31 protein-coding genes are annotated in these 24,578 nt (G+C 73.5%); 8 read left to right on the top strand and 23 right to left on the bottom strand.

What is annotated here, in order from left to right; translation table 11 throughout:
* Positions 1-10 precede the first annotated feature (10 nt).
* From IPJ95_17310 to acpS, 6 genes are read left to right on the top strand one after another with little or no spacing between them, the layout of a single operon-like run.
* Positions 11-187 (top strand): hypothetical protein, encoded by a 177-nt coding sequence (locus IPJ95_17310; GenBank protein MBK7925360.1) that lies wholly within the window; start codon positions 11-13, stop codon positions 185-187.
* Positions 184-969, top strand: a complete 786-nt coding sequence (locus tag IPJ95_17305; protein MBK7925359.1) for a C40 family peptidase — start codon at positions 184-186, stop codon at positions 967-969. The genes IPJ95_17310 and IPJ95_17305 overlap by 4 nt, the downstream gene beginning before the upstream one ends.
* Positions 970-983: 14 nt before the next feature.
* A complete protein-coding gene (locus IPJ95_17300) occupies positions 984-1,682 on the top strand; it encodes an HAD hydrolase-like protein (GenBank protein MBK7925358.1) in 699 nt (232 codons plus the stop codon).
* On the top strand, positions 1,672-2,268 hold the full coding sequence (locus IPJ95_17295) for a CYTH domain-containing protein (GenBank protein MBK7925357.1): 597 nt from the start codon (positions 1,672-1,674) through the stop codon (positions 2,266-2,268). Before IPJ95_17300 ends, IPJ95_17295 begins: the two co-directional genes overlap by 11 nt.
* Entirely contained in the window at positions 2,265-3,011 is a 747-nt protein-coding gene (locus IPJ95_17290; GenBank protein MBK7925356.1) for a hypothetical protein, read from the top strand. Before IPJ95_17295 ends, IPJ95_17290 begins: the two co-directional genes overlap by 4 nt.
* Positions 3,002-3,391: a holo-ACP synthase gene (gene acpS, locus IPJ95_17285; GenBank protein MBK7925355.1), complete on the top strand. Its 390-nt coding sequence runs from the start codon at positions 3,002-3,004 to the stop codon at positions 3,389-3,391. Before IPJ95_17290 ends, acpS begins: the two co-directional genes overlap by 10 nt.
* A gap of 12 nt (positions 3,392-3,403) precedes the next feature.
* On the opposite strand, the gene IPJ95_17280 is transcribed toward acpS, so the two are convergent.
* Positions 3,404-4,954, bottom strand: coding sequence for an aldehyde dehydrogenase family protein (locus IPJ95_17280; protein MBK7925354.1), 1,551 nt, complete (start codon positions 4,952-4,954; stop codon positions 3,404-3,406).
* 89 nt (positions 4,955-5,043) lie between these two features.
* Here IPJ95_17280 and IPJ95_17275 point away from each other — a divergent pair, with 89 nt between their 5' ends.
* Positions 5,044-7,176, top strand: coding sequence for an FTR1 family protein (locus IPJ95_17275; protein MBK7925353.1), 2,133 nt, complete (start codon positions 5,044-5,046; stop codon positions 7,174-7,176).
* A gap of 434 nt (positions 7,177-7,610) precedes the next feature.
* Here IPJ95_17275 and IPJ95_17270 read toward each other — a convergent pair whose 3' ends face one another.
* The 19 genes from IPJ95_17270 to IPJ95_17180 all read right to left on the bottom strand — a co-directional run bounded on the left by IPJ95_17270 (position 7,611) and on the right by IPJ95_17180 (position 21,734).
* On the bottom strand, positions 7,611-8,438 hold the full coding sequence (locus tag IPJ95_17270; protein ID MBK7925352.1) for a prolipoprotein diacylglyceryl transferase: 828 nt from the start codon (positions 8,436-8,438) through the stop codon (positions 7,611-7,613).
* A complete protein-coding gene (tsaD, locus tag IPJ95_17265; protein MBK7925351.1) occupies positions 8,435-9,505 on the bottom strand; it encodes a tRNA (adenosine(37)-N6)-threonylcarbamoyltransferase complex transferase subunit TsaD in 1,071 nt (356 codons plus the stop codon). Before tsaD ends, IPJ95_17270 begins: the two co-directional genes overlap by 4 nt.
* A complete protein-coding gene (locus tag IPJ95_17260; GenBank protein ID MBK7925350.1) occupies positions 9,502-10,077 on the bottom strand; it encodes a TlpA family protein disulfide reductase in 576 nt (191 codons plus the stop codon). The genes tsaD and IPJ95_17260 overlap by 4 nt, the downstream gene beginning before the upstream one ends.
* 3 nt (positions 10,078-10,080) lie before the next feature.
* Positions 10,081-10,746 carry a ribulose-phosphate 3-epimerase gene (rpe, locus tag IPJ95_17255; GenBank protein ID MBK7925349.1) on the bottom strand — a complete coding sequence of 222 codons (666 nt, stop codon included), beginning with the start codon at positions 10,744-10,746 and terminating at the stop codon, positions 10,081-10,083.
* Positions 10,746-11,519, bottom strand: coding sequence for a PASTA domain-containing protein (locus IPJ95_17250; protein ID MBK7925348.1), 774 nt, complete (start codon positions 11,517-11,519; stop codon positions 10,746-10,748). Before IPJ95_17250 ends, rpe begins: the two co-directional genes overlap by 1 nt.
* Positions 11,519-12,823 carry a 16S rRNA (cytosine(967)-C(5))-methyltransferase RsmB gene (rsmB, locus tag IPJ95_17245; GenBank protein MBK7925347.1) on the bottom strand — a complete coding sequence of 435 codons (1,305 nt, stop codon included), beginning with the start codon at positions 12,821-12,823 and terminating at the stop codon, positions 11,519-11,521. Before rsmB ends, IPJ95_17250 begins: the two co-directional genes overlap by 1 nt.
* Entirely contained in the window at positions 12,820-13,626 is an 807-nt protein-coding gene (locus IPJ95_17240; GenBank protein ID MBK7925346.1) for a thiazole synthase, read from the bottom strand. Before IPJ95_17240 ends, rsmB begins: the two co-directional genes overlap by 4 nt.
* An 86-nt stretch (positions 13,627-13,712) precedes the next feature.
* A complete protein-coding gene (gene thiS, locus IPJ95_17235; GenBank protein MBK7925345.1) occupies positions 13,713-13,937 on the bottom strand; it encodes a sulfur carrier protein ThiS in 225 nt (74 codons plus the stop codon).
* Positions 13,919-14,554, bottom strand: a complete 636-nt coding sequence (locus IPJ95_17230; GenBank protein ID MBK7925344.1) for a thiamine phosphate synthase — start codon at positions 14,552-14,554, stop codon at positions 13,919-13,921. The genes thiS and IPJ95_17230 overlap by 19 nt, the downstream gene beginning before the upstream one ends.
* On the bottom strand, positions 14,551-15,471 hold the full coding sequence (locus tag IPJ95_17225) for a methionyl-tRNA formyltransferase (GenBank protein ID MBK7925343.1): 921 nt from the start codon (positions 15,469-15,471) through the stop codon (positions 14,551-14,553). The genes IPJ95_17230 and IPJ95_17225 overlap by 4 nt, the downstream gene beginning before the upstream one ends.
* On the bottom strand, positions 15,471-16,007 hold the full coding sequence (gene def / locus IPJ95_17220; protein ID MBK7925342.1) for a peptide deformylase: 537 nt from the start codon (positions 16,005-16,007) through the stop codon (positions 15,471-15,473). The genes IPJ95_17225 and def overlap by 1 nt, the downstream gene beginning before the upstream one ends.
* Positions 16,004-16,309, bottom strand: coding sequence for a preprotein translocase subunit YajC (yajC, locus tag IPJ95_17215; GenBank protein MBK7925341.1), 306 nt, complete (start codon positions 16,307-16,309; stop codon positions 16,004-16,006). Before yajC ends, def begins: the two co-directional genes overlap by 4 nt.
* A gap of 20 nt (positions 16,310-16,329) precedes the next feature.
* On the bottom strand, positions 16,330-17,487 hold the full coding sequence (gene tgt, locus IPJ95_17210; protein MBK7925340.1) for a tRNA guanosine(34) transglycosylase Tgt: 1,158 nt from the start codon (positions 17,485-17,487) through the stop codon (positions 16,330-16,332).
* 48 nt (positions 17,488-17,535) lie between these two features.
* Positions 17,536-18,582 carry a tRNA preQ1(34) S-adenosylmethionine ribosyltransferase-isomerase QueA gene (gene queA / locus IPJ95_17205; protein MBK7925339.1) on the bottom strand — a complete coding sequence of 349 codons (1,047 nt, stop codon included), beginning with the start codon at positions 18,580-18,582 and terminating at the stop codon, positions 17,536-17,538.
* Positions 18,583-18,595: 13 nt separating this feature from the next.
* The gene (gene ruvB / locus IPJ95_17200; GenBank protein ID MBK7925338.1) at positions 18,596-19,630 is read right to left on the bottom strand and encodes a Holliday junction branch migration DNA helicase RuvB; all 1,035 of its coding nucleotides are present in this window, start codon (positions 19,628-19,630) and stop codon (positions 18,596-18,598) included.
* 56 nt (positions 19,631-19,686) lie between these two features.
* A complete protein-coding gene (locus IPJ95_17195; protein ID MBK7925337.1) occupies positions 19,687-19,863 on the bottom strand; it encodes a hypothetical protein in 177 nt (58 codons plus the stop codon).
* Between the two features lie 38 nt (positions 19,864-19,901).
* Positions 19,902-20,486 carry a Holliday junction branch migration protein RuvA gene (ruvA, locus tag IPJ95_17190; GenBank protein MBK7925336.1) on the bottom strand — a complete coding sequence of 195 codons (585 nt, stop codon included), beginning with the start codon at positions 20,484-20,486 and terminating at the stop codon, positions 19,902-19,904.
* Entirely contained in the window at positions 20,483-20,971 is a 489-nt protein-coding gene (ruvC, locus tag IPJ95_17185; protein ID MBK7925335.1) for a crossover junction endodeoxyribonuclease RuvC, read from the bottom strand. Before ruvC ends, ruvA begins: the two co-directional genes overlap by 4 nt.
* Before the next feature lie 13 nt (positions 20,972-20,984).
* Positions 20,985-21,734, bottom strand: a complete 750-nt coding sequence (locus IPJ95_17180) for a YebC/PmpR family DNA-binding transcriptional regulator (protein ID MBK7925334.1) — start codon at positions 21,732-21,734, stop codon at positions 20,985-20,987.
* 118 nt (positions 21,735-21,852) lie between these two features.
* On the opposite strand from IPJ95_17180, the gene IPJ95_17175 reads away from it, so the two are divergent.
* Positions 21,853-22,227, top strand: coding sequence for a hypothetical protein (locus tag IPJ95_17175; GenBank protein ID MBK7925333.1), 375 nt, complete (start codon positions 21,853-21,855; stop codon positions 22,225-22,227).
* 20 nt (positions 22,228-22,247) lie between these two features.
* Here IPJ95_17175 and IPJ95_17170 read toward each other — a convergent pair whose 3' ends face one another.
* From IPJ95_17170 to waaF, 3 genes are read right to left on the bottom strand one after another with little or no spacing between them, the layout of a single operon-like run.
* A complete protein-coding gene (locus IPJ95_17170; GenBank protein ID MBK7925332.1) occupies positions 22,248-23,123 on the bottom strand; it encodes a DnaB-like helicase C-terminal domain-containing protein in 876 nt (291 codons plus the stop codon).
* A gap of 26 nt (positions 23,124-23,149) precedes the next feature.
* Positions 23,150-23,539 (bottom strand): hypothetical protein, encoded by a 390-nt coding sequence (locus IPJ95_17165; protein MBK7925331.1) that lies wholly within the window; start codon positions 23,537-23,539, stop codon positions 23,150-23,152.
* Positions 23,536-24,546 carry a lipopolysaccharide heptosyltransferase II gene (gene waaF / locus IPJ95_17160; GenBank protein ID MBK7925330.1) on the bottom strand — a complete coding sequence of 337 codons (1,011 nt, stop codon included), beginning with the start codon at positions 24,544-24,546 and terminating at the stop codon, positions 23,536-23,538. Before waaF ends, IPJ95_17165 begins: the two co-directional genes overlap by 4 nt.
* Positions 24,547-24,578: the final 32 nt, after the last annotated feature.

Genomic DNA, 24,578 nt, shown 5'->3' with positions numbered 1-24,578 from the left:
GGACGGGCAGATGAAGAAGGAAGACCTGAAGGAGAAGGACGCGATGGGCTGCCGGGCCTGTGGCCGCGAGGAGCGTGCCTCCGAGGGCTACCCCTGCGACAAGTGCGGCACGTTCATCTGCATCATGTGCAGCTTCAAGGGCATCACCCGCTGCCAGGCCTGCGTCAAGGAGCACGGCCCCGCATGACCACCACCGCGCTCATCGGCCACGCCGGCGTCACCCCGGTCTACCGCGAGCCGAACCTCCGCGCCGAGCAGGTGACCCAGTTCGTCCTCGGCGAGACCGCGCGGGTGCTCGAGGCCCAGGGCGACTGGCGCCGGGTCCGGCTGGACCTCGACCGCTACGAAGGCTGGGTGCACCGCGGCTACGCCCTCGAGACCGACCACGAGGTGGCCCGCGGCTGGCGCGACAGCGCCGGCGGCTGGAGCGAGGGCGCCGTGGTCCGCACCGAGGACGGCGTCATCGTCCGGCTCCCCATCCGCGCGCGGGTGGGGCTGGCCCACCCCCGGGTGGACCTCCCCGACGGCCGCCGCGGCACGGTGATCGCCGGGGAGATCACGCCGTACGACCGCGTGATCGCGCGCGCCCGCGCGGTCTCGCCCGACCTCTGGGCCCGCCGGGCCTTCGCCGGCACGCCGTACCAGTGGGGCGGGGTCACCCCCTGGGGCGTCGACTGCTCCGGGCTGGTGCAGACCAGCTTCCTCGTGCGGGGGATCACCCTGCCGCGGGACGCCGCCCAGCAGGCCACCGTCGGCGAGGCGGTGCCCCCCGGGCAGCACCGGCCCGGCGACCTGCTCTTCTTCTCCGAACGCGGGGAGCGCGTCACCCACGTGGCGCTGGCGGGCCCGTCCGATACCCTGGTCCACTCCACCGTCGCCTGCGGCGGATTCGTGCTCGAGCCCTGGAGCCCCGGCACCCGCGCCATGCTGCTCCGGGCCCAGCTGGTGGCGGTGCGGCGGGTGGAGTGACGAGATTGCCCTCCATGCGGACCCTCGTCCTCTTCGACATCGACGGCACCCTCCTCCTCACCGCGGGGGCCGGCCGCCGCGCCATCACCGCCGCGCTCTACGCCGAGCTCGGCGGCAGCGACGCCTTCGAGCGGGTGCGCTTCGACGGCAAGACCGACCCGCAGATCGTCAGGGAACTGCTCGACCTGGCCGGCCATCCCGGCGCCACCGACGCCGACTTCGTGTGGAGCCTGTGCCGCCGCTACGTCAGCTACCTCGCCGAGGAGCTGCGGCACCCGCGCAGCGAGACCACCGTCATGCCCGGCATCACGCCGCTGCTCGAGGCCCTCGAGGCCCGCGACGACGTGATGCTCGGGTTGCTCACCGGCAACATGCGCGAGGGCGCCGCGCTCAAGCTGCAGTCGGCGGGGATCGCGCCGGCCCGCTTTCCCGTGGGCGCCTTCGGCTCGGACTCCGCCCGGCGGCCGGACCTCCCCGCCATCGCCACGCAGCGCGCCGAACCGCACTTCGGCCGGCGACCCCATGGGCGCGAGGTCATCATCATCGGCGACACCCCCGCCGACGTGACCTGCGGCCGCGGCATCGCCGCCCGCGCCATCGGGGTGGCCACCGGCGCCTACCCGGTCGCCGAACTCGCGGAGGCCGGCGCCGACCACGCCTTCGAGGACCTGAGCGACACCGCTCGCGTCCTGGAGGCGATCCTTGGCGAGTGAACTGGAGCTCAAGGCCGTGGTCGAGGACCCGCACCGGGTCCGCGCCGCGCTCGCCGCGGCGGGCGCGACGCCCGTCTTCCGCGGGCTGCTCCGCGACACCCGCCTCGATGCGGCGGGCACGCTCACCGGGCGGGACCAGGTGCTCCGCCTGCGCCGCTGGATCCCGGACCGCGGCGCCGAGCGGGCCGAACTGGCCTGGAAGGGGCCCACCAGCGTGAACCCGGCGGGCTACAAGCACCGCGAGGAGCTCGAGCTCGGCGTGTCGGATGGGGCCGCGGCCCTGGGCCTGCTGGGGGCCCTCGGCTACGCGGTGACCCACGCCATCGACCGCGCGGTCGAGGTCTATCGCCTCGGCGAGACCGTGGCCCGGCTCGAGTGGTACCCCCGCATGGACGTGCTGGTGGAGATCGAGGGCCCCCCGGAGGGGATCGAGCGGATGATCGCGGCCACGGGACTGCCCCGCGCCGCCTGCACCGCCGACGCCCTGGTGGCCTTCACGGCCCGGTTCGAGGCCCGCACCGGGCGCCCGGCGGTCCTGGCCGAGGCTGACCTCGCCGGCGAGGCGCCGGACTGGGCGCGGCGATGACCCCGGCCACCGATCGCGCCGCGCTCCTGGTGCCCGAACTGGGGCCCGGCCTCGGCCGGCTGGTCGCGCCCCCGCCCGCCCCCGGCGCGCCCCAGCACTGGATCGCGCTCGACGACATCCGCCTGGCGCTGGTCACGCAGCTCTTCGACCTGGCCGGCGACGCCCGCCGCTGGGCCCGTGAGGGCGATCGCGAGCTCGCGCTCGCCACCCTCGACGGCGAAGCCTGGTCGACTGCCTGGCAGGTGGCCGTCGGCACCGTGGCCCAACGGGCCGCCGCCGCGATCAGCGCGCGGCTCCTCGCCGCGGCCGCGGAGGTCCGCCTCCCGGCCGCCCGGGCCCGGCGGCTCCCGCTCGACCAGCAGGAAACCCTTGCCCTGGCCGGCCGCCTGGGCCGCGGGACCGGCGCGCTGCAGGCCGCCCTGGCGGCGCTCGACCAGGCCATCCCCGGCGCCCGTGCCGCCGGGTCGGGCCAGCGCGCCTGGCAGGACGCGGTGGGTGCCTGCGCGCGGCGGCTCGAGGCGGCGTGGATCGCGCTTGAGGAGGCGCTGCACGAGGAGTGGCGCCGGTGGGACGCGGAGATCGCCGATCTCCGCGCCTGGCGCCGGCCCCGGTGGCCGCTCGTCCTCTCCGGCCTGGCGCTCTTCGGCGCCGCGGCCTGCCTGGGGTTGGTGCTCGGCGGCTACCTGCCGGTGCCGGACTTCCTGCGAAGCTTCGTGGAAATGGTCTGGGCACGATGGAACTGATCGGCGTCGGCATCGACCTGGTGGATATCGTGCGCGTGGAGCGGATGCTGGCGCGCCACGGGGACCGGGTCATCGCCCGCTTCCTCACCGACCGTGAGCGCGCGTACGTGGTGGGCAAGTACCGCCCGGCGATGCACATCGCCGCGCGGATCGCCGCCAAGGAGGCCGCCTACAAGGCGCTCCAGTCCCTCCCGGGGGCCCGGGCCGTGAGCTGGCATCACCTGGAAGTGGAACGGGAAACCGAGGGGCGGCCGTACCTGGTGCTGAGCGGCCTGGCGCACGAGCTGGCGGAGCGGCATGGCCCGCTCGAGATCCAGCTGTCGCTCTCCCACTCCGACGCCACCGCGGGCGCGGTGGCGGTCCTGCTGCGCCGGCGCTAGGCCCGGCGCGCCCTACATCGGCCGCCGGTTCCGCAGCAGGCGCAGTGCCCCGGGGATGGCCTTGATCCGTTCCCACCAGCCGGGCGCAAAGGCAAACCGCAGGAACGCATCCCGCTCCGCCAGGCTCTCCGCCTCGTAGCCGAACCACCACGGCTTCCGGATCAGGTCCAGCCGGTCGCTCCCCACGAACCGCACCCGGCAGGTCTCGTACAGGCCGTACTCCCCATGGGTGCGCCCGAGACCCGATGCCTTCTCCCCGCCGTGTGGCACCTCGGCGGCGCCGACGTGGAAGGTCGCGTCGTTCACGAGCACGGCCCCCGCCTCGATCCGGCGCGCCAGCCGCTCGCCCCGCGCCCGGTCGCCGGTCCAGATGCTGGCGGAGAGCCCGTAGGCGGTGTCGTTGGCGATGCGGATGGCCTCCTCCGCGTCGGCGGCCGGCACCACCGGCAGCACCGGGCCGAAGACCTCCTCGCGCCACAGCGGCGCGTCGAGCGGGAGGTCCGTCACCACCGTGGGCTGGAAGAAGGTCGGTCCCACCGCCGGCAGCCGGTGTCCGCCGGTGCGCACCCGCGCCCCGCACGCCACCGTCTCCGCCAGCTGGCGCTCCACCTCGCGCAGCTGGCTTTCGCGGATGAGCGGGCCCACCTCGACATTGGGCTCGGCGCCGGGGCCGACCCGGAGCCCAGCCACCTGCTGCACCAGCCGCTCCACGAACCGATCGTACAGGGGCCGCTCCACGATCAGGCGCTTCGCCGCGACACAGGTCTGCCCGCCGTTGGTGAAGCGCGCCCAGATCCCGCCGCTCACGGCGCGCTCCAGGTCGGCATCGGCGAGCACCACGCAGGGATCGCTGCCCCCAAGCTCGAGGCTCACCGGGATCATCCGCTCCGCGGCGGCGAGGGCCACCTTCTGCCCGGTGCGGGCGCTCCCGGTGAAGAAGACCTTGTCGGGACCGGCCGTCACCAGCGCCGCGCCGACCTCCCCCGCGCCAACCAGCACCTGGCACAGCGCCGGCGGCAGCCCCGCCTCGTGGAGCAGGTCCACGCCGGCGAGCGCGGTGCGCACCGTGAACTCGCTGGGCTTGAGCACGACGGCGTTGCCGGCGAGCAGCGCCGGGAGCAGTTCCCCGAAGGGGAGCAGCAGCGGATAGTTCCATGGGGAGATGATGGCGATGACGCCGAGCGGCTCGTGGTACACCCAGCCCCGCTTGCCCAGGAAGGCCAGGTTGCCGTGCCGGATCCGCCGCGGCCGGAGCAGGCGCTCGCTGTGCTGCAGGTAGTATCGCGCCAGGTCGAGCGTGACCGCGACATCGGTGAGCAGCGCTTCCGCGATCGGCTTGCCGTTCTCGCGCGTAATCAGCTCGGCCAGCGGCCGTCGCCGGGCAAAGAGCAGCGACTGGAACCCCGCGACGATCCGGAGGCGCTCAGCCAGGGGCCGGGCGGCCCAGGCCGGCTGCGCCTCGCGGGCGCGCGCCATGGCCAGTGTCACCTCGAAAAGCGGGGTCGCCGGCGTGTCGGCGAAGATCTGCCCGGTGGCCGGGTCGATGGCGGGGATGGAGGCCATGGGCCAAAGCTAGCGGTCCCGGGGGCCCGCCTCTAGCAATTCCGATGTACGTACTCTAGAATGTACGCAGACTTCAACAGCGATTGAGAATGGTTCTCATTTCTGCGGTCAGCCTGCTGGCGACCCTCCTCTCCGCCGTCCCGGGCGTTCCCGACCAGGGCGACCAGGCTCCAACTGTCAGGCGGATCGCGGCCACGGCGGCGCTCGCCGCCCAGGAGTACGACATCGGGGTCGAGGGCGGCCGGATCATCGCCGCGGCGGAGGTCGAGGAGGCGACCCTCTTCCTGACCGAGGCCCGGCGGACGGCGGGGCTGATGCCCGCCGTCGCGGCGAAGCCGGCCATCGCGGAGCTCGATCAGCTGCTGGCGATGGTGGCGCGGGTGGCGCCTCCGGAATCGGTGGCGGTGCGGGCCCGGCAGCTGGCCGAGACCCTCGCCAGCCGCTTCGGCGTGAGCCTCGAGGAAGTGCCGGCGCGGGCGCCGCTGCTGAGCCGGGGCGCCGAGGTGTACCAGGCCCAGTGCGCCTCCTGCCACGGCACCGTCGGGCGGGGCGATGGCGCGGCCAGCGCCGGGCTGTCGCCGGTCCCCTCCGACCTCACCGATTTCCGCAATCTCGCCGACCGGACTCCCCTCGACTTCTACCGCCGCGTCACCATCGGGGTGGCGGGCACGGCCATGCCGGCCTTCGAGAGCCGCCTGACCACCGAGGAACGCTGGGCCGTGTCGCTCTACGCCTCGGCCCTCCGCCTTCCGGCGGCGCGGGGCGAGGTGCCGGCCGGGCTGCGCGAGTTCCCCACCACCGCCCGCCTGAGCGACTCGGCGCTCGCCGCCGCCGTGGCGCCCGGCGCCGACCCGGCCTCCCCCGACACCCGGACGCGGGTGGCCGCGGTGCGCATCTACGGCGCCTCCAGTGAGGGTGCCGAGGATGCCGGCCCGGTCTTCCAGGCGGTCCGGGTGCAGCTCGATTCGGCCCTGGTCCAGGCCGATCGCGGAGAGGCGGAGCGGGCCAGCGCCACGGCGTTCGATGCCTACATGACCTTCGAGAAGGTGGAGCGCGGCGTCCGGGCCAAGAACGCGGACCTGGCCGATGCGCTGGAGGCGGCGTTCGCCACCCTGCGCACCCGGGCCGCCGGCGGGGCCACGCTCCCCGAGCTGCGCACCATCCACGCCAGCCTGCTGGGCGAGCTCGAGAACGCCGAGCGCACCATCGCCGACCGGCTCTCGCCCCTGAATCTCTTCTTCCAGTCGTTCATCCTGCTGCTGCGCGAGGGGCTCGAGGCGATCCTGGTCGTGGGCGCGCTGATGGCCTTCCTGGTCAAGACCGGCGCGCAGGAACGCCGGCGGGACATCCACATCGGGGTGGGCGCGGCCCTCGGCGCGAGCCTGCTGACCGCGGCGCTCCTGGAGACCATGTTCCAGGTGAGCCAGGCCCGTCAGGAGGCGCTGGAAGGCGGTGTGATGCTGATCGCCACCGCGATGCTCTTCTACGTGAGCTACTGGCTGCTGTCCAAGATGGAAGTGGCCAAGTGGAACCGGTTCGTGAAGGGACGGGTGCAGGATGCCGTCTCCAGCGGCTCGGCGCTGGCGCTGGCCTCGGTGGCCTTCCTCGCGGTGTATCGCGAGGGCTTCGAGACGGTGCTGTTCTACAAGGCGCTGTTCCTCGCCGGCGCGGGCTCGGTCTTCCCGGTGCTGGCGGGGATGCTGCTGGGCGCGATCGCGCTCGCGGTGGTGTACTACGCCATTAACCGCTGGGGGGTGCGAATCCCGCTCCGGCCGTTCTTCGCGGTCACCAGCGCGTTCCTCTACTACATGGCGTTCGTGTTCGCGGGGAAGGGCATCGCGGAGCTGCAGGAGGGCAACGTCGTCGGGATCACGGTGCTCTCCTGGGCGCCGCGCTTCCCGGCCCTCGGGGTGTATCCGACGGCGGAGTCACTCGCCCTGCAGGGATTGCTGCTCCTGCTGCTGACCGCGGGTCTGCTCTGGACCTTCGTGCTCGAGCCGCGGCGACTCCGCCTCACCGGGCACCTGGTGCCGGAGCCGGCCGCCACGGTGGCGGCGGCCGCCCTGCCCGTCGAGGGACCGATTCCAGTGGAGCGGGCGCTCAAGCTCGAGGGGGACATGCTGCGGTCGCTGGAGCGGATGGACGCCGACCTCGCCGAACTGCGGTCGGAGGTCGAACGGCTCCGGGGGCTGCTGGTCCGCTCGGCGCGGCGCGTCGAGTAGCGCCGTCGGCGCGGCGGGGGGAAATGACAAACGCCTGCCGAGTGGCAGGCGTTTGTGCGAGTAGGGTGGCAGGTCGCCCCCTGAGTTGTGGACGGAGACGAACAGAGTGTTCGCTCCACTCTTCTTCGACCTGCCACTTTCCTGCACCGTCCCCGCTGGCCCGGTGCGTCGGGGAGGTGATAGGCCGCCCCCTGAGTTTGTTCGGAAACGAACGGAGATGTCCGCTCCCACTCTTCTTCGGCCTATCACTTTCTCGTTGGCGCTTGGCGCCGACGCACCATTTCTTTGCACGACATGTGCCAAATATCACAAAATCCGTATGTCATTAAATTGAAATGACTTACGTGAGATATCCGAACATGCCGACTCGGAACAAAATGCCGGAACTGGAAAGAAGTTCCGGCACAAATTTCCTGGTGTGGCAGTTCCTGCCGCTAGGACGGGGTCTGCCGCAGGTACGGGCCAGGGGCGAGGTCGTCGTCGTTCCGGAAGGTCCCGAGGATCAGCGCCCCTCCGAGGCAGAGCGCGATGCTCACCAGCTGGGCGATGGTGAGGGGGCCGAAGAGCCGGTCGTCCTTGGCGCGGAAGATCTCGATGATGAAGCGCTCGATGCCCGCACACACGAGGTAGACGCCGAAGATCCACCCGACGGGGCGGGCCCGGAGCCGGAGCCGCCACAGCACCGCGAACGCCGCCAGCATCAGGATGGCCTCGTACAGCTGGGTGGGGTGCACGGCGAGGACCGCCGCCGGATCGGTGCCCGGTGGCAGCGTGAGGCCGAACTGCTCCTGCAGGTTCTGGGCGGTGGAGGGGGGGAGGCCCTGCGGGAACCTGACTCCCCACGGCAGGTCGGTGGGCCGGCCGTAGTCGTCGTTGACGATGAAGCAGCCGATGCGGCCCAGGGCGTACGCGGCCGCGAGCGCCGGGGCGCAGAGGTGAAAGGTCCAGCGGATCGGCACCTTGAGCCGCCAGCCGTTGAGCATCACCGCCAGGAAGCCGCCCACGAAACCGCCGTACCAGACCAGCCCGCCGCGGGAAAAGAGGCTGCCGCCGTTGAGCACCCAGTACCACAGCTTGGCCCCCACGATGCCGCCAACCACCGCCGCCACCGTGATGTCCGAGGCGTACTCCTCATAGAGGCCGCGGCGGCGGAGTTCGAGGGCGATGAGCCACCCGCCGACCAGGAAACCGACCATCATCATGATCCCGTAGCCGGTGAGCTCGACGGGACCGAGTTTGACGATGAAGGGATAGATGTTCATCGAGGGCTGCCCAGCGGTTCGGGGGAGGTGAGGAGGCCCGGGAAGGGGAGGTCGGCCCGGGCCTCGAGGTCGGCGTCGTGGCGCTCGCCCTGGCTGAGGCGGCGCCACCCTGCGGCGCCGATCATCGCGGCGTTGTCGGTGTTGAGGCGGTGGGACGCGGTCACCACCCGCGCGGCACCGGCCAGGCGGGCGGTGGCGGCGTCGCGCAGGGCGGTATTGCACGCCACGCCGCCCCCCAGCACCAGGACGGGGAGGTCACGCTGTTCCACCAGCATGGCGGCCTTCTCCACCAGCACCGCGACCAGCGCGTCCTGGAACCCGCGCGCCAGGTCGGCGCGGTCGGCGTCGAGGTCAGTGCTGGCCTGGACCGCGCGGAGCACCGCGGTCTTGAGCCCGCTGAACGAGAAGGTGTACCGGTCGGGCCCCTCGTGGCCCAGGGTATCGAGCATCGGGCGGGGAAACCGGTACCGCCCGGGCCGGCCGGTGGCGGCCAGCCGCTCGAGGGCGGGGCCCCCGGGGTAGCCCAGCCCGAGCAGGGTGCCCACCTTGTCGAAGGCCTCGCCGGCGGCATCGTCGCGCGTGGTGCCGTGGAGCCGGTAGCGGCCCCACTCCTGCACCTCGAGGAGCAGGGTGTGCCCGCCGCTGACCAGCAGCGCGGCGAAGGGTGGTGCCAGGTCCGGGTGCTCGAGGGTGGGCGCGAAGAGGTGCCCCTCGAGGTGATGCACGCCATGCAGGGGCACGCCGAGCCGGCGCGCCAGCGTCTTGCCGTACATCACGCCCACCAGCAGCGCGCCCACCAGCCCGGGCCCGGCCGTGACCGCGATGGCGTCGACCTCCTCGAGGCTCACGCCGGCCTCGGCGAGCGCCTGGTCCACCACCGGCCCGAGGGTGGTGAGGTGGGCACGGCTGGCCAGTTCGGGGACCACGCCGCCGAAGATCCGGTGCACGTCCTGCGACAGGATCACGCAGCTCGCGAGCGCGGGCCCCGCGGCCCCGCGCCGCAGGACGGCCGCGGACGTCTCGTCGCAGGACGTCTCGATGGCGAGCAGCGTGCCCGGGGTGGTCACCGGGCGGCGGGGAGGGTGTCGGCGGCCGGCGCGGCGGCCGCCGTGTCCCCGAGCAGCCGGCGGATCAGCGCGCGGTTGACCGGCGAGACCCAGTCGTGCGCCCCGATCACCCGCTTCATGATGACGCCGTTGCTGTCGAGCAGGAAGCTCTCCGGCACGCCGGTCGTCTGGTAGGCCTGCTGGATGGTGCCGGTCTGGTCGTGCAGGATGTCGAAGCTGAGCCCGAGGTCGCGGGCGAACTCCCGCACCACCTCCGGGCCCTCCTGGTCGATGCTCACCGCGGCGATGCGGAAGCCGCGCGGCGCCAGCGAGTCGTAGAGCTGCTGCATGGCGGGCATCTCCTGGCGGCAGGGCCCGCACCAGGTGGCCCAGATGTTCACCAGGGTCACATGGCCCCGGTACTTCTGCCGCAGCCCGACGCTGTCGCCGGTGGCGAGGTCCACCACGCGGAAGTCGGGCGCCTTGGCGCCGACCGCCACCGGCTGCACCTCCGGCCCGTACCAGACCAGCAGCGCGCTGCCGATCACCAGCCCGCCGATCACCGCGAGGACCAGCACCCACTGCTTCGACATCGGCTAGGCCCTTTCGCGGCAACGCTGCCGGAGCGCCGTGATGGCCGCGCCGATGTCCGGCTGGCCGAAGACAGCCGTGCCCGCGACGAAGGTGTCGGCGCCCGCCCGCCAGGCTGGCTCGATGGTCTCGACCGTGACGCCGCCGTCCACCTCGAGCACCGCCCGGGAGCCGGCACGATCGAGCAGGGCCCGGGCGCGGCGGATCTTGTCGGTGGCCCCCGGCAGGTACGATTGCCCCCCGTAGCCGGGATTCACGCTCATGATCAGCAGGAGGTCGAGGTCGGGCACCACCTCTTCCACCAGCGCGAGCGGGCTCGACGGATTGAGGGAAAGCCCGGCCAGCATGCCCCGCTCCCGGATGGCGCTCAGGTGCCGCTGGACATGCACCGTGGCCTCGGGATGGAAGGTGAACACGTTCGCGCCGAGGTCGGCGTATTCCGTGATGTAGCGCTCCGGTTCCACCACCATCAGGTGCACGTCGATCGGCGCGTCGGTGAAGCGGCGCAGCGCACGGATGAGGGGGGCGCCGAACGTCAGGTTCGGCACGAAGCGGCCATCCATCACGTCGACGTGCAGCCACTCGGCACCGGCGGCGAGGGCCGCCTCGACCTGCTCGCGCAGGCGGCCGAGGTCGGTGGAGAGGAGGCTCGGGGCAATCCGGACGCTCATCAGGGTCCCTTCCTCGTCACGATCAGTTCCATGGCGCCGCCGCGCGGACTCCGGGTACCGCCTGGGGGGCGCTGGTCGACCACCACCCCTTCCGGCTGGCCCGGGACGATCCGGTAGCCGACCCGGCCCACCACGAGTCCCGTGCCGGTGATCCGGTCGCGCGCCTCCGCGAGGGCCAGCCCGACGACGCCGGGCACGGTAAGCTCGGCCGGGCCAGAGCTGATGACAAGGTCGACCGGCGTGCGTGCCGGCCGACCCACGCCCGCGCCGGGCCGGGACTGGACCACCATGCCCGCCTCGCCGGCGGCGGGCAGGGTATCCAGGGTGCCGACGATGAAGCCGGCCGCCTTGAGCACCCGTTCGGCCAGCGCGCGGGGGAAGCCCGCAACGTCCGGCACGGGGACGTCGGGCGGCCCTTCGCTCAGCGTGAGCGACACCGGCGCATTGGGCGGGAGCACTACCCCGGGGGGTGGATCCTGCCAGATCACGGTGCCGCGGGGCGCGGACGGATCGGTCTGCTGATCCTCGATCCGGGGCCGGAAGCCCTGCTTTTCCAGGGTGGCACGGGCCGCGGTCACCCCGACGTCCATGACCGTGGGGACCATGTGCTCCCGCGACCACAGCGGGGCCGGAAACAGGGTGAACATCGTCACCAGGTAGCCGAGCAGGAAGGCCGCGACCACCACCAGCGCCTGCCGGCGCAGCCGCTGGCCGGCGATGGTCTGGAAGTACCCCTTGGCGGGCTGCGCGCCCGAGGGCCGGCGGAACTGCATCAGGCCCGCTTCCGCAGGCGGGCCGCGAAGGCGCCGTCGGTGCCGTGCCGCTGGGGCAGCAGCTGGAGGTCCCCGGAGGGAGTCAGGAGCCCGTCCGGCATGGGGGCCGGATCACGGTGGAAGTCGGGATGGCGGCTCAGGAACCGGTGCACCTGCTCCTCGTTTTCCTCGGGTTCGAGCGAACACGAGGCGTAAACTAACCACCCGCCGGGCCGGACGACGGCTGCCACCGACTCGAGCAGCCGCTCCTGTTCCCGGGCCAGCCGTTCGAGGGCGTCCGGACCTACCCGCCACCGGGCGTCGGGGTGCCGGGCCAGGGTGCCGGTGCCCAGGCAGGGCGCGTCGAGGAGGACCACATCCACCGGGCGGCAGGGTGGCGCGGCTGCCGATGCCACCACCACGAATTCCCGCCCACTCCCGGCCCGGGCCAGGTTCTCCGCCAGCCGCCGGGCGCGCGCCAGGCGCAGCTCCCCGGCCAGCACCCGGCCGGCCTGGTGGGCCACCGCGATGGTCTTGCCGCCGGGCGCGGCGCAGGCGTCGTAGACCGTGGCGCCGGCGGGGCAGGCGACGAACCGTGCCACCAGGGCCTGGGCGGCGTCCTGCACCATGAAGCCCCCGTCGGTGAAGCCCGGCAGCTCCGCCGGCCGCACCCCTTCCACCACCAGGCCGGCGTCGCAGGGGGCGCGCCGGGCGCCCACGCCGCCCGACCAGAGCGCGCGCTGCAGGTCGTCGAGCGTGGCGCGCGCCGGCTGCAGCGTGAGCGGCGGGCGCTGGTTGTCCCACGCGAGCAGCGCCTCGGTCTCTGCGTCCCCGAAGCGCGCCAGCCAGCGGCGGACCAGCCACACCGGGTGCGAGTGCACGCTCGCCAGCCGGACGGCGGGGTCGGCGTCGTCGGACGGGGGCGCGGCGCGGCCGCCCACCCCGCGGAGGATCGCGTTGGCAAACTTCGCCGCCTTCTCGCCCAGGACGGCGCGGGCCAGGTCCACGGTGGTGGAGACCGCGGCGTGCAGCGGGACACGGTCGAGGGCGGTGAGCTGGTAGGCTCCCAGGCGGAGCACGTCGCGCAGGTCGGCGGGGACGGAGGCCCAGCCCCGGTGGACCAGCGGCTGCAGCCGGGCATCGAGGTCGGTACGGCGCCGGAGCACGCCCGCGGCGAGCTCGTGCGCCAGCCGACGGTCGGCGTCCGCGAGGGGCTCGAGGCCGCGGTCCAGCGCCTGGTCGAACGGCACGCCGTCGTCCACCGCGCGGAGGATGGTCCAGGCCGCCCGCCGGGCGGGAAGTCCGGCGGGATCGCGGTGGGTCACCCCGCCATCCCCGAGGTCGGGCTCGAGGGCACGGCCACCTCGCGGCGCGGCATCCGGCCGGCCAGGTAGGCCAGCCGCCCGGCCTCGACGGCGTGCTTCATCGCCGCCGCCATGGCGACGGCATGGGTTGCCTCGGCGATCGCGGTGTTCATCAGGATCCCGTCCACGCCCTGTTCCATGGTCACGCAGGCATCCGAGGCGGTACCGACGCCGGCATCGACCAGCACGGGGACCTTCAGCCGCTTCTTGATGGTGCGGATGCTGTAGGGGTTGAGCAGCCCGAGCCCGCTGCCGATCGGTGAGGCCAGCGGCATCACCGCCGCGGCGCCGGCGTCTTCCAGGCGCAGGGCCATGATGAGGTCGTCGTTGGTGTAGGCCATGACCTGGAAGCCCTCCTGCACCAGGGTCCGGGTGGCCAGCAACAGGCCGTCGGTGTCGGGGAGGAGGGTCTCGCGGTCGCCGATGACCTCGAGCTTGACGAACTCGTTGAACCCGGCCTCGCGGGCCAGGCGGGCATAGCGGATGGCCTCCTCGGCGGAGTAGCAGCCGGCGGTGTTGGCCAGCAGGAAGTACCGCTTCGGGTCGAGGTGGTACAGCATCCCTTCCTCGCGGGTCCGGTCCAGGTCGACCCGCCGCACCGCGACGGTGACGACGTCGGCGCCCGAGGCCTCGATGGCCTGTACCATTTCGGCGTTGCTGCGGTACTTGCCGGTGCCCACCAGGAGGCGCGAGCCGAGGGTCCGGCCGCCGATGACGAGCGGCGGATCGGTGAGGCCGTGGGTGCTCGAACGGGCCGTGCTCATCTCATGACTCCATGCCCTGCGGTGTAGGTTGAGCCCGGGAACGCGCGCGGGCCCGTCGCGAGTGCGCGCGGTGCCACGGCCGGCGCCTAGCCCCCGCCCACGAAGTGCACCAGCTCGATCGTGTCGCCCGCGTGCAGCGCGACCTCGTCGTGGCGCGCGCGCCGGATGATCTCGCGGTTCACCTCGACCACCACCATGCGCGGATCGAGTCCCAGGTGCGCCAGCAGGGTGCGGACCGTGGCGGGACCGGGGACGGCGCGGGCGTCACCATTGACGGTGAGCTGGAGGCTGCTCACGCCGCCTCCCGCCATGGGGCGAGCATCGCGGTGGCGGCCGCGGCCGGATCCGCGGCATCCCACAGCGCGGTGATGGCCGCGACGCCGAAGGCGCCGGCCTGGTGCACCGCCGCCGCGCGGGCCGGGGTGATCCCGCCGATGGCAATCACCGGGCAGGGTCCGCGGGCGATCGCGGCGAGGGCCGCGAGGCCGAGGGCTCCCCGGTCTGGGTGCGACACCGTCGGGAAGATGCTGCCGAGCAGGAGCCAGTCGGCGCCGGCGTCGGTGGCGGCCGCGGCCTCGGCGATGCTGTGCACCGAGACGCCAATCTTCCCGCCCCAGGTGGGCCCGAGGACCGTGCGCGCTTCGCGGGGCGAGAGGTCACCCTGGCCGAGCTGGAGCCCGGTGGCCCCCGCGGCGAGGGCGAGGTCGGCCCGGGCGTTCAGCACCAGGGCGGCGCCGGCGCCGTGGGCCACGTCGCCGAGGAGGGCGGCGCGCTGCAGCAGGTCGCGGGCGGGGAGGGCGCGATCACGGGCGTGGAGGGCAAGCGCCGGCCCGGCGGCCGCGGCGAGGCTGGCGGCGCGGGCCGCGAGGTCGGGGAGGGCCAGGGTGCGGGCGTCGGTGACGGCGTGGAGGCGGGGCAGGGCGATCATGTGAAGCGCTGGCCGACGGCCACCCCCCGGCCGCGGACCCACGCCTCGACCGGCATGCGCTTCTTGCCCGACGGCTTGACCTCGGTAACCTCGAGCGCGCCCACCTGGGCCGCCACCTGCAGGGTGGCGCCGGCGTCCAGCACCGTGCCCGGCGGCCCGCCGGCATTGGCCACGCGGCCGCCGAAGAGCTTGACCTCCTGCCCCTCCAGTTCGGCCCAGGCGCCCGGCTCCGGGTCGAAGGCGCGCACGGCGCGCGCGAGGGTGGCGGCGTCGGCGTTCCAGTCGAGGCGGGTCACGGCGCGGCCGATCTTGGGGGCCAGGGTGGCGCGCGCGTGCTCCTGCGGCACGGCCTGCGCGGCGCCCCCGTCGATCATGGTCAGTGCCTCGATGAGCGCGGCGGCGCCCAGCTCGGCCAGCCGCTCGGCGAGCTCGCCACCGGTCTCGTCGGCGGCCACCTCGGTTTCGATGCGGTGGAACACCGGCCCGCTGTCGAGCCCGGCCTCCATCTGCATGACGCTCACCCCGGTGGTCTCCAGGCCCTGGAGGATGGCCCACTGGATGGGGGCCGCGCCGCGGAGCGCGGGGAGCAGCGAGGCGTGCACGTTGATCATGCCGAGGGGCGGGATGGCGAGGATCTCGGGGCGGAGGATGTGGCCGTAGGCCACCACCACGCCGAGGTCGGGCGCCGCCGCGCGGAGCGCCTCCGCGAAGGCGCCGACCGGCCGCTCCGGCTGCAGCACCGGGAGGCCCTCCTCGAGCGCCACGCGCTTGACCTCGGGTGGGACCAGCTGGCTGCGCGAGCGGCCCTGCGGCCGGTCGGGCTGCGAGATCACCAGCTGCACGTCGAAGCCTTCCTCGAGCAGCGCCCGCAGGGACGGGACCGCGAATGCCGGGGTGCCGAAGAAGGCGACGCGCATCAGCTGGAGCCGGCGGGAGCGGCGCGCACCGGGCGGGTGTGGCCGATGTCGTCGGCGTGTTCCTTCCGCCAGCGGGCCAGCAGCCGCTTCCGCTTGAGGATGCTCAGGTGGTCGAGGAAGAGGATGCCGTCGAGATGGTCGATCTCGTGCTGCACCGCTCGGGCCGCCAGGCCGGTGAGATCCGCCCGGTACGGCTGGCCCTGCTCGTCGAGCGCCTCCAGCACCACCCGGTCGGGGCGGGTCACGTCGGCGTAGAGATCGGGCACGGAGAGGCACCCTTCCTCGCCGGTCTCCTTGCCCGACGCCTCGACGATGCGCGGGTTCACCAGCACCAGGCGCCGGTCCTCGGCGTCGACCACGGCGATGCGGGTGGCGACGCCCACCTGGTTGGCGGCGAGGCCGACGCCCTTGGCGGCGTACATGGTCTCCCACAGATCGGCGATGAAGCGCCGGACGGCATCATCCACCACGGGGACCGGCTTGCTCGCCTCGCGGAGCACCGGCGATCCCAGCAGGTGGAGGTCGAGCAGGCTCATCCCGCGACTCCCTGCGCCGCCTGGTCCCCCACCTTGACGATACGGGCCCGGTCCACGACCACGGCGGCGGTGCCGGACTCGATGGTCACCCGGTCTTCCTTGATGTCCTTCACCTTGCCCATCAACCCGCCGACGGTCACGACCTCATCGCCCTTCTTGAGGTTCTTGAGCAGCTCCTCGTGCTTCTTCCGCGCCTGCTGCTGGGGGCGGAGGATCAGGAAGAAGAACACCAGGCCGATCGCGCCGATCTGGAGCAGCAGCATGGTCAGGCCGGCGGACGAGCCGTCAGGGGCCGGGGCCATCAGGGCCAGCAGGGAAAGCGTCACGAGTCTCCTCGATGGTGATAGCGCTCGAGCCAGACGGCCCGGAAGCGCTCGAACGTGCCCTGGCGGATCGCCTCCCGCGCCTGCTCGGCGATCCGGATCAGGAACCGGATGTTGTGAATCGACACCAGCCGGAGGCCCAGCATCTCCTCCGCCATGAACAGGTGCCGCAGGTACCCCCGCGGGAACCGGGTGCAGGTCTCGCAGTCGCACGCCGGGTCGAGCGGGGCGTCGCTCAGCTTCAGGTGGGCCGCCCGGATGTTGACCTTGCCCGTGCTGGTCCACGCGCTGCCGTGGCGCCCGTTCCGCGTGGCGGCCACGCAGTCGAAGAGGTCCACCCCCCGGGCGATCCCCTCCAGCAGGTCGTCCGGAAACCCGACGCCCATAAGATAACGGGGCATCTCGGCCGGGAGCGCCGGGCCGAGCCCCTCCAGCACCCGGTGCATCACCGGCTTGGGCTCCCCCACGGACAGCCCGCCGATGGCGATGCCGGTCCACGGGCCCCGGGCCAGGGTGCCCTCGAGCGAGCGCATCCGCAGGTCGGCGTGGGTCCCCCCCTGGACGATGGGCCAGAGGGTCTGGGGGCTCGGCGGCTCGCCGGCTCGGCGGCTTGCCCCGGCGTCGGCGAGCTGCGCATGCCGGGTCCGGCAGCGGTCGAGCCAGCGCAGGGTGCGTTCCATCCCCTCCTCGGCCAGCTCCCAGGTGGCCTGGCCCGGCACCACGTGGTCGAAGACCATCGCCACGTCGGCGCCGAGGGCCCACTGGATCTCCATCGACGACTCGGGGGTGAGGAGGCGCGCCGAGCCGTCGATGTGGCTCACGAACTCCACGCCGTGCTCGCTGATCTTGCGGAGCCCCTCCAGCGAGAAGACCTGGAAGCCCCCCGAGTCGGTGAGCATGGGGCGGTCCCACGTGGTGAAGCCGTGCAGCCCGCCGAGCGCCGCCACCACCGATTCGCCGGGGCGGAGGTGCAGGTGATAGGTGTTGCCGAGGATGATCTGGGCACCGGCCCGGCGGACTTCCTCGGGGTGAAGGCCACGGACGGCGCCGTGGGTGCCTACCGGCATGAACGCCGGCGTCTCGACCACGCCGTGCGGCAGGGTCAGCCGGCCGGCGCGCGCGCCGCCCTCGGTGGCCTCGAGCGCGAACTCAAACATGGGCAGATGGTAAGCGCGCCCGGCCGCGGGCGCCACCGATCCGGGCCCTCAGCGCAGCACCATCGCGTCGCCGTAGCTGTAGAAGCGATAGCGCGCGTCCACCGCGTGCCGGTAGGCGGCCATCACCCGGTCGTAGCCCCCGAAGGCCGCGACCAGCATCAGCAGGGTGGAACGGGGCAGGTGGAAGTTGGTCAGCAGCCGGTCCACCACGCGGAAGTCGTAGCCGGGGGTGATGAGCAGCCGGGTGTCGCCCCGGCCGGCGCGGACGGTGCCGCCGTCCGCGGCCGCGCTCTCGAGGGCGCGCACCACCGTGGTGCCCACCGCCCAGAGCTTTCCGCCGCGGGTGCGCAGCCGCCGGATGGCGTCCGCCGCCGGGCCGGGGATGTCGTACACCTCGCGGTGCATCGGGTGGGTGGCCGGATCCTCGACCTCCACCGGCTTGAAGGTCCCCGGCCCCACCTCGAGCGCGATTCGCGCCAGCTCCACGCCCCGCGCCTCCAGCGCCGCGAGCAGGGCCGGGGTGAAGTGCAGCCCGGCGGTGGGCGCCGCCACGCTGCCTTCCCGCTCCGCGAAGACGGTCTGGTAGCGGGTTTCGTCGGCCGGGGTCGGGGCGCGGTCGATGTACGGGGGGAGCGGCAGCCGGCCGGCGACGGCCATCGCCTCCTGGGCGGTGATGCCCACGAACCGCACTTCGCGATAGCCCTCCTCCAGGACGGCCACCGTCTCGATCCACGCGGCGGGGCCGATGGCCACCCGCTTGCCAGGCCGCAGGGCCGAGCCCGGCTTGCCGATCGCGATCCAGTGCTCACCCTGCGCGGGGTGGATGAGCAGCACCTCCGCCGGGGCGCCGCTGGGCCGCGTGGCCAGGAAGCGCGCGTGTCGCACCCGCGTGGTGTTGAGCACCACGAGGTCGCCCGCGGGGACCAGGGCGACGAGGTCGGGGAACTGCAGGTCGGTGCAGGCACGCGCCGGGTCGGGGGCGGTGCGGTCCACCAGCAGCAGGCGGCTCTCCCCCCGTTCGGCGATCGGCTCCTGCGCGATCAGGCCGGGGGGGAGCTCGTAGGCGAAATCACGGGTCTGGTAGGCGGGGGGCACGCCGGGCCGGTCGCTACGCGTCGCGCTCGAAGATGGTCCGCTGGGTGCCGGGGGGCGGGGTGATCCCGAACCGCTGGTAGGCGAGCGCGGTGGCCACGCGGCCGCGGGGCGTCCGCTCCAGGAATCCCTGCTGGATGAGGTACGGCTCGTAGACATCCTCGAGCGTGCCGGCATCCTCGCTCACCGCCACCGCGACCGTGCTGAGCCCCACGGGGCCCCCGCCGAACTTCTCGATGATGGTGGTGAGGATGCGGGCATCCATGTCGTCGAGGCCGAACTCGTCCACGTTGAGCCGCGCCAGCGCCTCGCGGGCCACCGGCCCGGTGATCCGGCCCTCGGCCCGGACCTGCGCAAAGTCGCGCACCCGGCGCAGCAGCCGGTTGGCGACGCGCGGGGTGCCGCGGCTCCGCCGGGCGATCTCGGCGGTGCCCTCCGCGTCGGCGGGCACGCCGAGGATGCTCGCCGAGCGCGCCACGATCACGCCGAGGTCCTCGGGCGGATAGAAGTGCAGCCGCTCGACCATCCCGAAGCGGGCGCGCATCGGCGGGGTCAGGAGCCCGAAGCGGGTGGTGGCGCCGATGAGCGTGAAGCGCTCGATGGCCATCGGGATGGTCTGCGCGTTGGGGCCATCGGCGATCCGCACGTCCACCCGGAAGTCCTCCATCGCGGGATAGAGGAACTCCTCGAGCACCGGGCGCAGCCGGTGAATCTCGTCGATGAAGAGGATGTCGCCCGGGGTGAGCGTGGTGAGCAGCCCGACGAGGTCGCCGGGCTTCTCGAGGACCGGGCCCGAGGTGGTGCGGAGCTGGACGCCCATCTCGCGCGCCAGCAGCATGGCCAGGGTGGTCTTGCCGAGACCCGGCGGTCCGAAGAAGAGCAGGTGGTCGAGCGGTTCCTTGCGCGCCTTCGCCGCGTCGATCGCGATGCGGAGCGACGCCTTCACCTGGCCCTGGCCCACGAACTCCTCGAGATGCCCGGGGCGGAGCGCGGCTTCGGCGCCCACCTCCTCGGGGAGGGAATCGGGGGTGGTGATCTCGAGGCGGCTCATGAAGATGGCTCGGCGGCTCGGCGGCTCGGCGGCGATCCGCCCAGCCACCCGGCCGTCTAGTCTTCCAGCCTCGCGTCCCAGCGCACCGGGCGCTTGCCCGGCTCGAGGACGTGCCGGGCGTGGCAGTGATTGCAGCGGTCGAGGGTGCGCGGCGTGCTGGCCGCGACCAGCACCCGGTTGGTGCTGCCGCACCGGGTACAGAGCCACTCGGCGGTGGTGGCGGGAACGGTCATGGTCTGGCTCCTCGTTGCTCGGCGGCCCGGTCGCGGGGCTACCGCTTGGTGGACAACCACTGCAGGGCGTACCGGATCACCTTGGCGGTCTCGGTGATCCCCTCCGCGATCGCCCGCCGCGTGGCGTCTTCCGCCTGCGGCGCCGGGTATCCCAGGCGGACGAGTGCCTGCACCGCTTCGCCGCCGGGGCCGGGGGCGACCGGCAGGTCCGCCGGCACCGCCGCAAAGCGGTCGCCCAGCTCCACGATCAGCTTCTCGGCCTTCTTCCGCCCGATGCCCGGCACGGTGGCGAGGGCGGCGATGTCCCGCTCCTTGAGGCTGCGCACCGCCCGCTCGGGGCCCAGTGTCGAGAGCACCGCGAGCGCCAGCTTGGGCCCCACGCCGCTCGCCGAGAGCAGCCGCTGGAAGACGGTCCGCTCACCGGTGCGGTCAAAGCCGTAGAGCGACCAGCCGTCTTCCCGCACCACCAGCTCGGTGTAGAGGCTGAGCCGGCTGCCCGGCGCGGGGAGCCGTTCCAGGACGCCGAGTGGCACGGTGACCGCGTACCCCACGCCCCCCGTCGTCTCGATGAGGGCGGTGTCCCCGTGAAGCTCGCGCAGCGTGCCGGTGACGAAGGCGATCATCGCCGCACCCGGCGGCGGGTGCCGAGGAGGTGGGTCAGCGCCACCGCGCAGCCATCGGCGGCGTCGGCCGGCCGGGGCACCGCCTTGAGGCGCAGCAGCTGGGCCACCATGAATGCCACCTGCGGCTTGAGGGCCTGGCCACGTCCGGTCACGGTCTTCTTGATCTCCGCCGGCGAATACTCCGCGATGGCGACGCCCGCGGCCGCGCCGGCCAGCAGGATGACCCCGCGGGCGTGGCCCAGCACCAGGGTGGTGCGCGCGTTGCGGGCGTGGAACGCCTCTTCCACGGCCAGCACCTCCGGCTGGTGCCGCGCCACCAGGCCGGCGAGCTGCTCATGGATCTGCAGCAGCCGGTGCGGCAGGGTGGCGCCGCGCTCCGGCCGGATCACCCCGCATTCGAGCAGCCGGTACATCCCGGGTCCCGCATCCTCGACCACGCCGTACCCGGTGGCGGCGGTCCCGGGGTCCACCCCCAGCACCTTCACCGGCCGCCACCGGTCAGGACGAGGCCTCCGCCAGCTGGCTCGCGTCGATGTCGAAGTTGGAGAAGACCTTGGAGACGTCGTCGAGCTCCTCCAGCGCTTCCATCAGCTTGATCATCTGCTCGGCCTGCTTGCCCTCGACCTTGACCGTGCTCTTGGGCACCATCGCCACCTCGGCCGACTCGAGCTCCAGCTGGCGCGCCTTGAGCGCCTCCTGGACGGCGTGGAAGGTGGGGACGGTGGTGGAGACGACGTACTGGTCGCCATCCCGGGCAAAGTCCTCCGCGCCGGCCTCGAGGGCGGCCTCGAGGGTGGCGTCCTCCGGATAGCGGGTGGCGTCGAGAAAGATCTGGCCCTTGCGGTCGAACATCCACGACACCGAGTTGGTGGCGCCGAGGTTGCCCCCATTGCGGTTGAAGGCGTGCCGCACCTCGGCCACGGTGCGGGTGGAGTTGTCGGTGGTGGCCTCGATGATGATCGCGGCGCCGCCCGGCCCGTAGCCCTCGTACATCACCTCTTCGTAGACCGCCCCCTCCAGCTCGCCGGTGCCCTTCTTGATGGCCCGGTCGATGTTGTCGGCCGGCATGTTCACGGCCTTGGCGGCGTCGATGGCGGTACGCAGGCGCGGGTTGCCGCCGGGATCACCGCCGCCGGCCTTGGCGGCCACGGTGATCTCGCGGATCACCTTGGTCCACGAGGCGCCACGCCGGGCGTCGGTGATCGCCTTCTTCCGCTTGATCTGCTTCCACTTGCTGTGGCCGGCCATGGGGAGGCTCCGAAGGGTGGTACGGGGCAGGAAAATAAGGGAAGCGGACCCCCGTGGCTACGCACCGGGCCGGCCTCCCTTGCCCGGAGACGGGCCGGGGCGCTACTCTCTCCGCCATATGCGACGCTCTCTCATGCTGGCGGGCCTGCTGCTCACCCTCGCCTGCCAGGAACAACGCCCGGAAGCCCGGCTGTCCGATGTCATGCCCACCATCCCGCTGCCACCGGCGGCGGAGGTGATCTCCCGCGAGGGGGGGGAGGATGCGCTCAAGATCCGCTTCCGCTCCACGTCCTCGCCCGACGCGATCGCAGCGTACTACCGGGAGGTCCTGAGCAAGGGCTCGTGGCAGCTGGTCAGCGACACCAAGCTGGAGGACGGCTCGGTGGCCCTCTACGCGGAGCACTCGAAGGGCCCGCCGCTGTGGGTCACGATCCAGAAGGCCGACGGCGCGTCGGGGACGTTCGTGGACCTGGCGGGCGCCAAGGCCAAGTAGCCGGAGGGCCCCGGGGCCGGCTAGCGGTCCGGGTCGAGCATGTCCTCGAAGCGCAGCCAGTGGCGGTAGAAGTAGAGGTCGAGGTAGCCGGTCCCGCCGTTGCGGTTCTTGCCGATGATCAACTCCACCGCGCCCTCCACCCCGGGCGCGGGTCGGTACATCTCCTCCCGATAGATCGCCAGCACCACGTCCGCCACCTGCTTGACCACGCCCTGGCCCCCCAGATCGTCGAGGGTGGGACGCGGGTCGCGTCGGCCGGCCCGGAACCGGGGCAGCTGCGCCGCGGCGAGGATGGCCACGTCGCGCTCCAGCGCCAGGTTCTTGAGCGCCCGCGCGGTGGCCGCGGTGCGCTCCTCGCCCTGCGGGGCGGGCAGCGGGCTGCCGGCCAGCTGCAGGTCGTCCACCACCAGCAGGCCCCGGCGGGGCACGGTATCCAGGGACGCCGAGATCTCCTCGAAGCGCTCGCCGGCCATGGGGCGCACCTGGAGCGGGAGGTCGCGCAGGCGGAGGGCGGCCGCGCCGACGGCGGAGCGGTTGAGGTCATCGAGGTCGCCGCCCCGGAGCGTGTCCACGGGGACGCGGGCCAGCAGCGCCAGCGCGCGTTCCAGCAGGCGCTCCTCGGTCATCTCCCCGGAGAGGTAGGTGACCGGGATGCCGGCCCCGGCGGTGCGGAGCGCGATGGCGAGCGCGAAGGACGACTTCCCCGCGCCCACGTCCCCGGCCAGGATCACGAGGTCCTGGCGCCGGAACCCGCCGCCCAGCTGGCGGTCGAGTGAGGGAAAGCCGGTGGGGACGCCATCGCCCCGGTCGCCGGTGCCGGCCTGCGCGTCGAGCCGGGCGACGAGCGCCTCGGCCGGGGAGGGGGCGCGGGAGGAACCGGGACGGGGTGGGCGCATGGCTCCCAAGATAGGAAGGGAGCCCCTCAGCGGGACAGGCTGGCGGCCGCGGCGCGGCGGGCCCGGGCGGCGCGCTGGACCGCGTCGGCCGCCTCGCCGCTCACGGTGTCGCGGGCGGGCGCCACCAGGGAGGCGAGCACCAGGGGCACCCCCGCCGCGCCTTCGCTGCGGAGCCCGCCGAGCGCCGCGCCCAGCGCGCGGCGCAGGGGGGGCGGCAGGGTCAGGCTGGAGAGTCGCCGTTCCAGCGCCTGCAGCCGGCGGCGGCAGGCCCGCTCGGCGAGGGGCGGCTCCAGGAGCAGGTCTTCGGCCACCCGGAGGGTGAGCCAGAGCGCGAAGGTGCCATCGCGCCGCGGCCCGCGGGCGGCACGGGGCAGCAGCTCCAGCAGCCCCTGCTGGCCGGTGTTGCCGTCGCTCACTGGCCGAGCTCCAGGGCGCGGCCGAGCACGAGGTCCGGCATCATCTCCTCCATGCACTGGTGATGGGTGAGGGGGCAGCGCGGCCCGCCCTTGCTGCTGCAGGGCCGGCACGGCATCGGGCGTTCCAGCACGGTGGCGCGGCCCCGGTAGGGGAAGAACCCGAACTGCTCGACGGTCGGGCCGAACAGCGCCACCACCGGGGTCCCGACCGCGGTGGCGAGGTGCATCGGCCCGGTATCGCCGCTGACGGCGACGGCGGCGCGGCGGAGCAGGGCGCCGCTGGCCTGCAGGTCGAGCTCCCCGGCCGAGCTGGCGGCCCGGCGCCCGGCCGCGGTGGCGATCTCGGCCGCCACCACCCGATCGCCCCCGCCGCCCAGCAGCGCCACCCGCCAGCCCCGCCGGACCAGGTCGGAGGCGAGCCGCCGCCAGTGCCGCACCGGCCACCGCTTGGTGGCGTGGGCGGCGCCCGGGATGAGCACCGCGAGGGGCGCGTCGAGATCGAGCCCCACCCGGAGCAGCCAGGCCTCCGCCCGGGCCTCGGCGGCGGGGCTCACGAACAGCTCCGCCGGACCGCCGTCGGGCACCACGTCGAGCGCGGCGGCCGCCTCGAAATACCGCTCCGCCACCGGCACCCGGTCAGAGTAGCGGTCCTCGTGCTGCCGGATGAGCCGCTGCCGGGGCCCGCGTCGCGCGTCGAACCCGGTCCAGGGTCCCGGCACCAGGAGCCGGAGCACCCGCGTCCGGACGCTGCCGTGCAGGTCGAGCAGGTGGGTGTAGCGGGCCGCCCGGAGGGCCCGGGCCAGCGGCACCAGCGACTGCCCCGGGGCCACGCTGATGACTTCATCGAGGTGGGGGTTGGCGGAGAGCAGCGGGGCCCACCCCTGCTTGGTCAGCGCGGAGAGTGTGGCGGCCGGATGGCGGGCCCGCAAGGCCCGGATCAGCGGCGTCGTGAGCACGACGTCGCCGAGCGAACTGAACCGCACCAGCAGGATGCGAGGGGAGGACACGACCGAATAGTAAGAGGATGCGGGGGCTTCGG

Source organism: Gemmatimonadota bacterium (genome assembly GCA_016713785.1).
In the GTDB taxonomy this organism is placed as follows: Bacteria; Gemmatimonadota; Gemmatimonadetes; order Gemmatimonadales; family GWC2-71-9; genus JADJOM01.
This window is presented reverse-complemented; position numbering and strand designations above follow the sequence as displayed.

What these genes read in the sequence shown, in the direction of transcription:
- IPJ95_17310 (MBK7925360.1), top strand. Translation starts at nt 11, where the DNA reads ATGAAGAAGGAAGACCTGAAGGAGAAGGACGCGATGGGCTGCCGGGCC.
- IPJ95_17305 (MBK7925359.1), top strand. Translation starts at nt 184, where the DNA reads ATGACCACCACCGCGCTCATCGGCCACGCCGGCGTCACCCCGGTCTAC.
- IPJ95_17300 (MBK7925358.1), top strand. Translation starts at nt 984, where the DNA reads ATGCGGACCCTCGTCCTCTTCGACATCGACGGCACCCTCCTCCTCACC.
- IPJ95_17290 (MBK7925356.1), top strand. Translation starts at nt 2,265, where the DNA reads ATGACCCCGGCCACCGATCGCGCCGCGCTCCTGGTGCCCGAACTGGGG.
- acpS (MBK7925355.1), top strand. Translation starts at nt 3,002, where the DNA reads ATGGAACTGATCGGCGTCGGCATCGACCTGGTGGATATCGTGCGCGTG.
- IPJ95_17280 (MBK7925354.1), bottom strand. Translation starts at nt 4,954, where the DNA reads ATGGCCTCCATCCCCGCCATCGACCCGGCCACCGGGCAGATCTTCGCC.
- IPJ95_17275 (MBK7925353.1), top strand. Translation starts at nt 5,044, where the DNA reads ATGGTTCTCATTTCTGCGGTCAGCCTGCTGGCGACCCTCCTCTCCGCC.
- IPJ95_17270 (MBK7925352.1), bottom strand. Translation starts at nt 8,438, where the DNA reads ATGAACATCTATCCCTTCATCGTCAAACTCGGTCCCGTCGAGCTCACC.
- IPJ95_17260 (MBK7925350.1), bottom strand. Translation starts at nt 10,077, where the DNA reads ATGTCGAAGCAGTGGGTGCTGGTCCTCGCGGTGATCGGCGGGCTGGTG.
- rpe (MBK7925349.1), bottom strand. Translation starts at nt 10,746, where the DNA reads ATGAGCGTCCGGATTGCCCCGAGCCTCCTCTCCACCGACCTCGGCCGC.
- IPJ95_17250 (MBK7925348.1), bottom strand. Translation starts at nt 11,519, where the DNA reads ATGCAGTTCCGCCGGCCCTCGGGCGCGCAGCCCGCCAAGGGGTACTTC.
- IPJ95_17240 (MBK7925346.1), bottom strand. Translation starts at nt 13,626, where the DNA reads ATGAGCACGGCCCGTTCGAGCACCCACGGCCTCACCGATCCGCCGCTC.
- thiS (MBK7925345.1), bottom strand. Translation starts at nt 13,937, where the DNA reads ATGGCGGGAGGCGGCGTGAGCAGCCTCCAGCTCACCGTCAATGGTGAC.
- IPJ95_17230 (MBK7925344.1), bottom strand. Translation starts at nt 14,554, where the DNA reads ATGATCGCCCTGCCCCGCCTCCACGCCGTCACCGACGCCCGCACCCTG.
- IPJ95_17225 (MBK7925343.1), bottom strand. Translation starts at nt 15,471, where the DNA reads ATGCGCGTCGCCTTCTTCGGCACCCCGGCATTCGCGGTCCCGTCCCTG.
- def (MBK7925342.1), bottom strand. Translation starts at nt 16,007, where the DNA reads ATGAGCCTGCTCGACCTCCACCTGCTGGGATCGCCGGTGCTCCGCGAG.
- yajC (MBK7925341.1), bottom strand. Translation starts at nt 16,309, where the DNA reads ATGGCCCCGGCCCCTGACGGCTCGTCCGCCGGCCTGACCATGCTGCTG.
- tgt (MBK7925340.1), bottom strand. Translation starts at nt 17,487, where the DNA reads ATGTTTGAGTTCGCGCTCGAGGCCACCGAGGGCGGCGCGCGCGCCGGC.
- ruvB (MBK7925338.1), bottom strand. Translation starts at nt 19,630, where the DNA reads ATGAGCCGCCTCGAGATCACCACCCCCGATTCCCTCCCCGAGGAGGTG.
- IPJ95_17195 (MBK7925337.1), bottom strand. Translation starts at nt 19,863, where the DNA reads ATGACCGTTCCCGCCACCACCGCCGAGTGGCTCTGTACCCGGTGCGGC.
- ruvA (MBK7925336.1), bottom strand. Translation starts at nt 20,486, where the DNA reads ATGATCGCCTTCGTCACCGGCACGCTGCGCGAGCTTCACGGGGACACC.
- IPJ95_17180 (MBK7925334.1), bottom strand. Translation starts at nt 21,734, where the DNA reads ATGGCCGGCCACAGCAAGTGGAAGCAGATCAAGCGGAAGAAGGCGATC.
- IPJ95_17175 (MBK7925333.1), top strand. Translation starts at nt 21,853, where the DNA reads ATGCGACGCTCTCTCATGCTGGCGGGCCTGCTGCTCACCCTCGCCTGC.
- IPJ95_17170 (MBK7925332.1), bottom strand. Translation starts at nt 23,123, where the DNA reads ATGCGCCCACCCCGTCCCGGTTCCTCCCGCGCCCCCTCCCCGGCCGAG.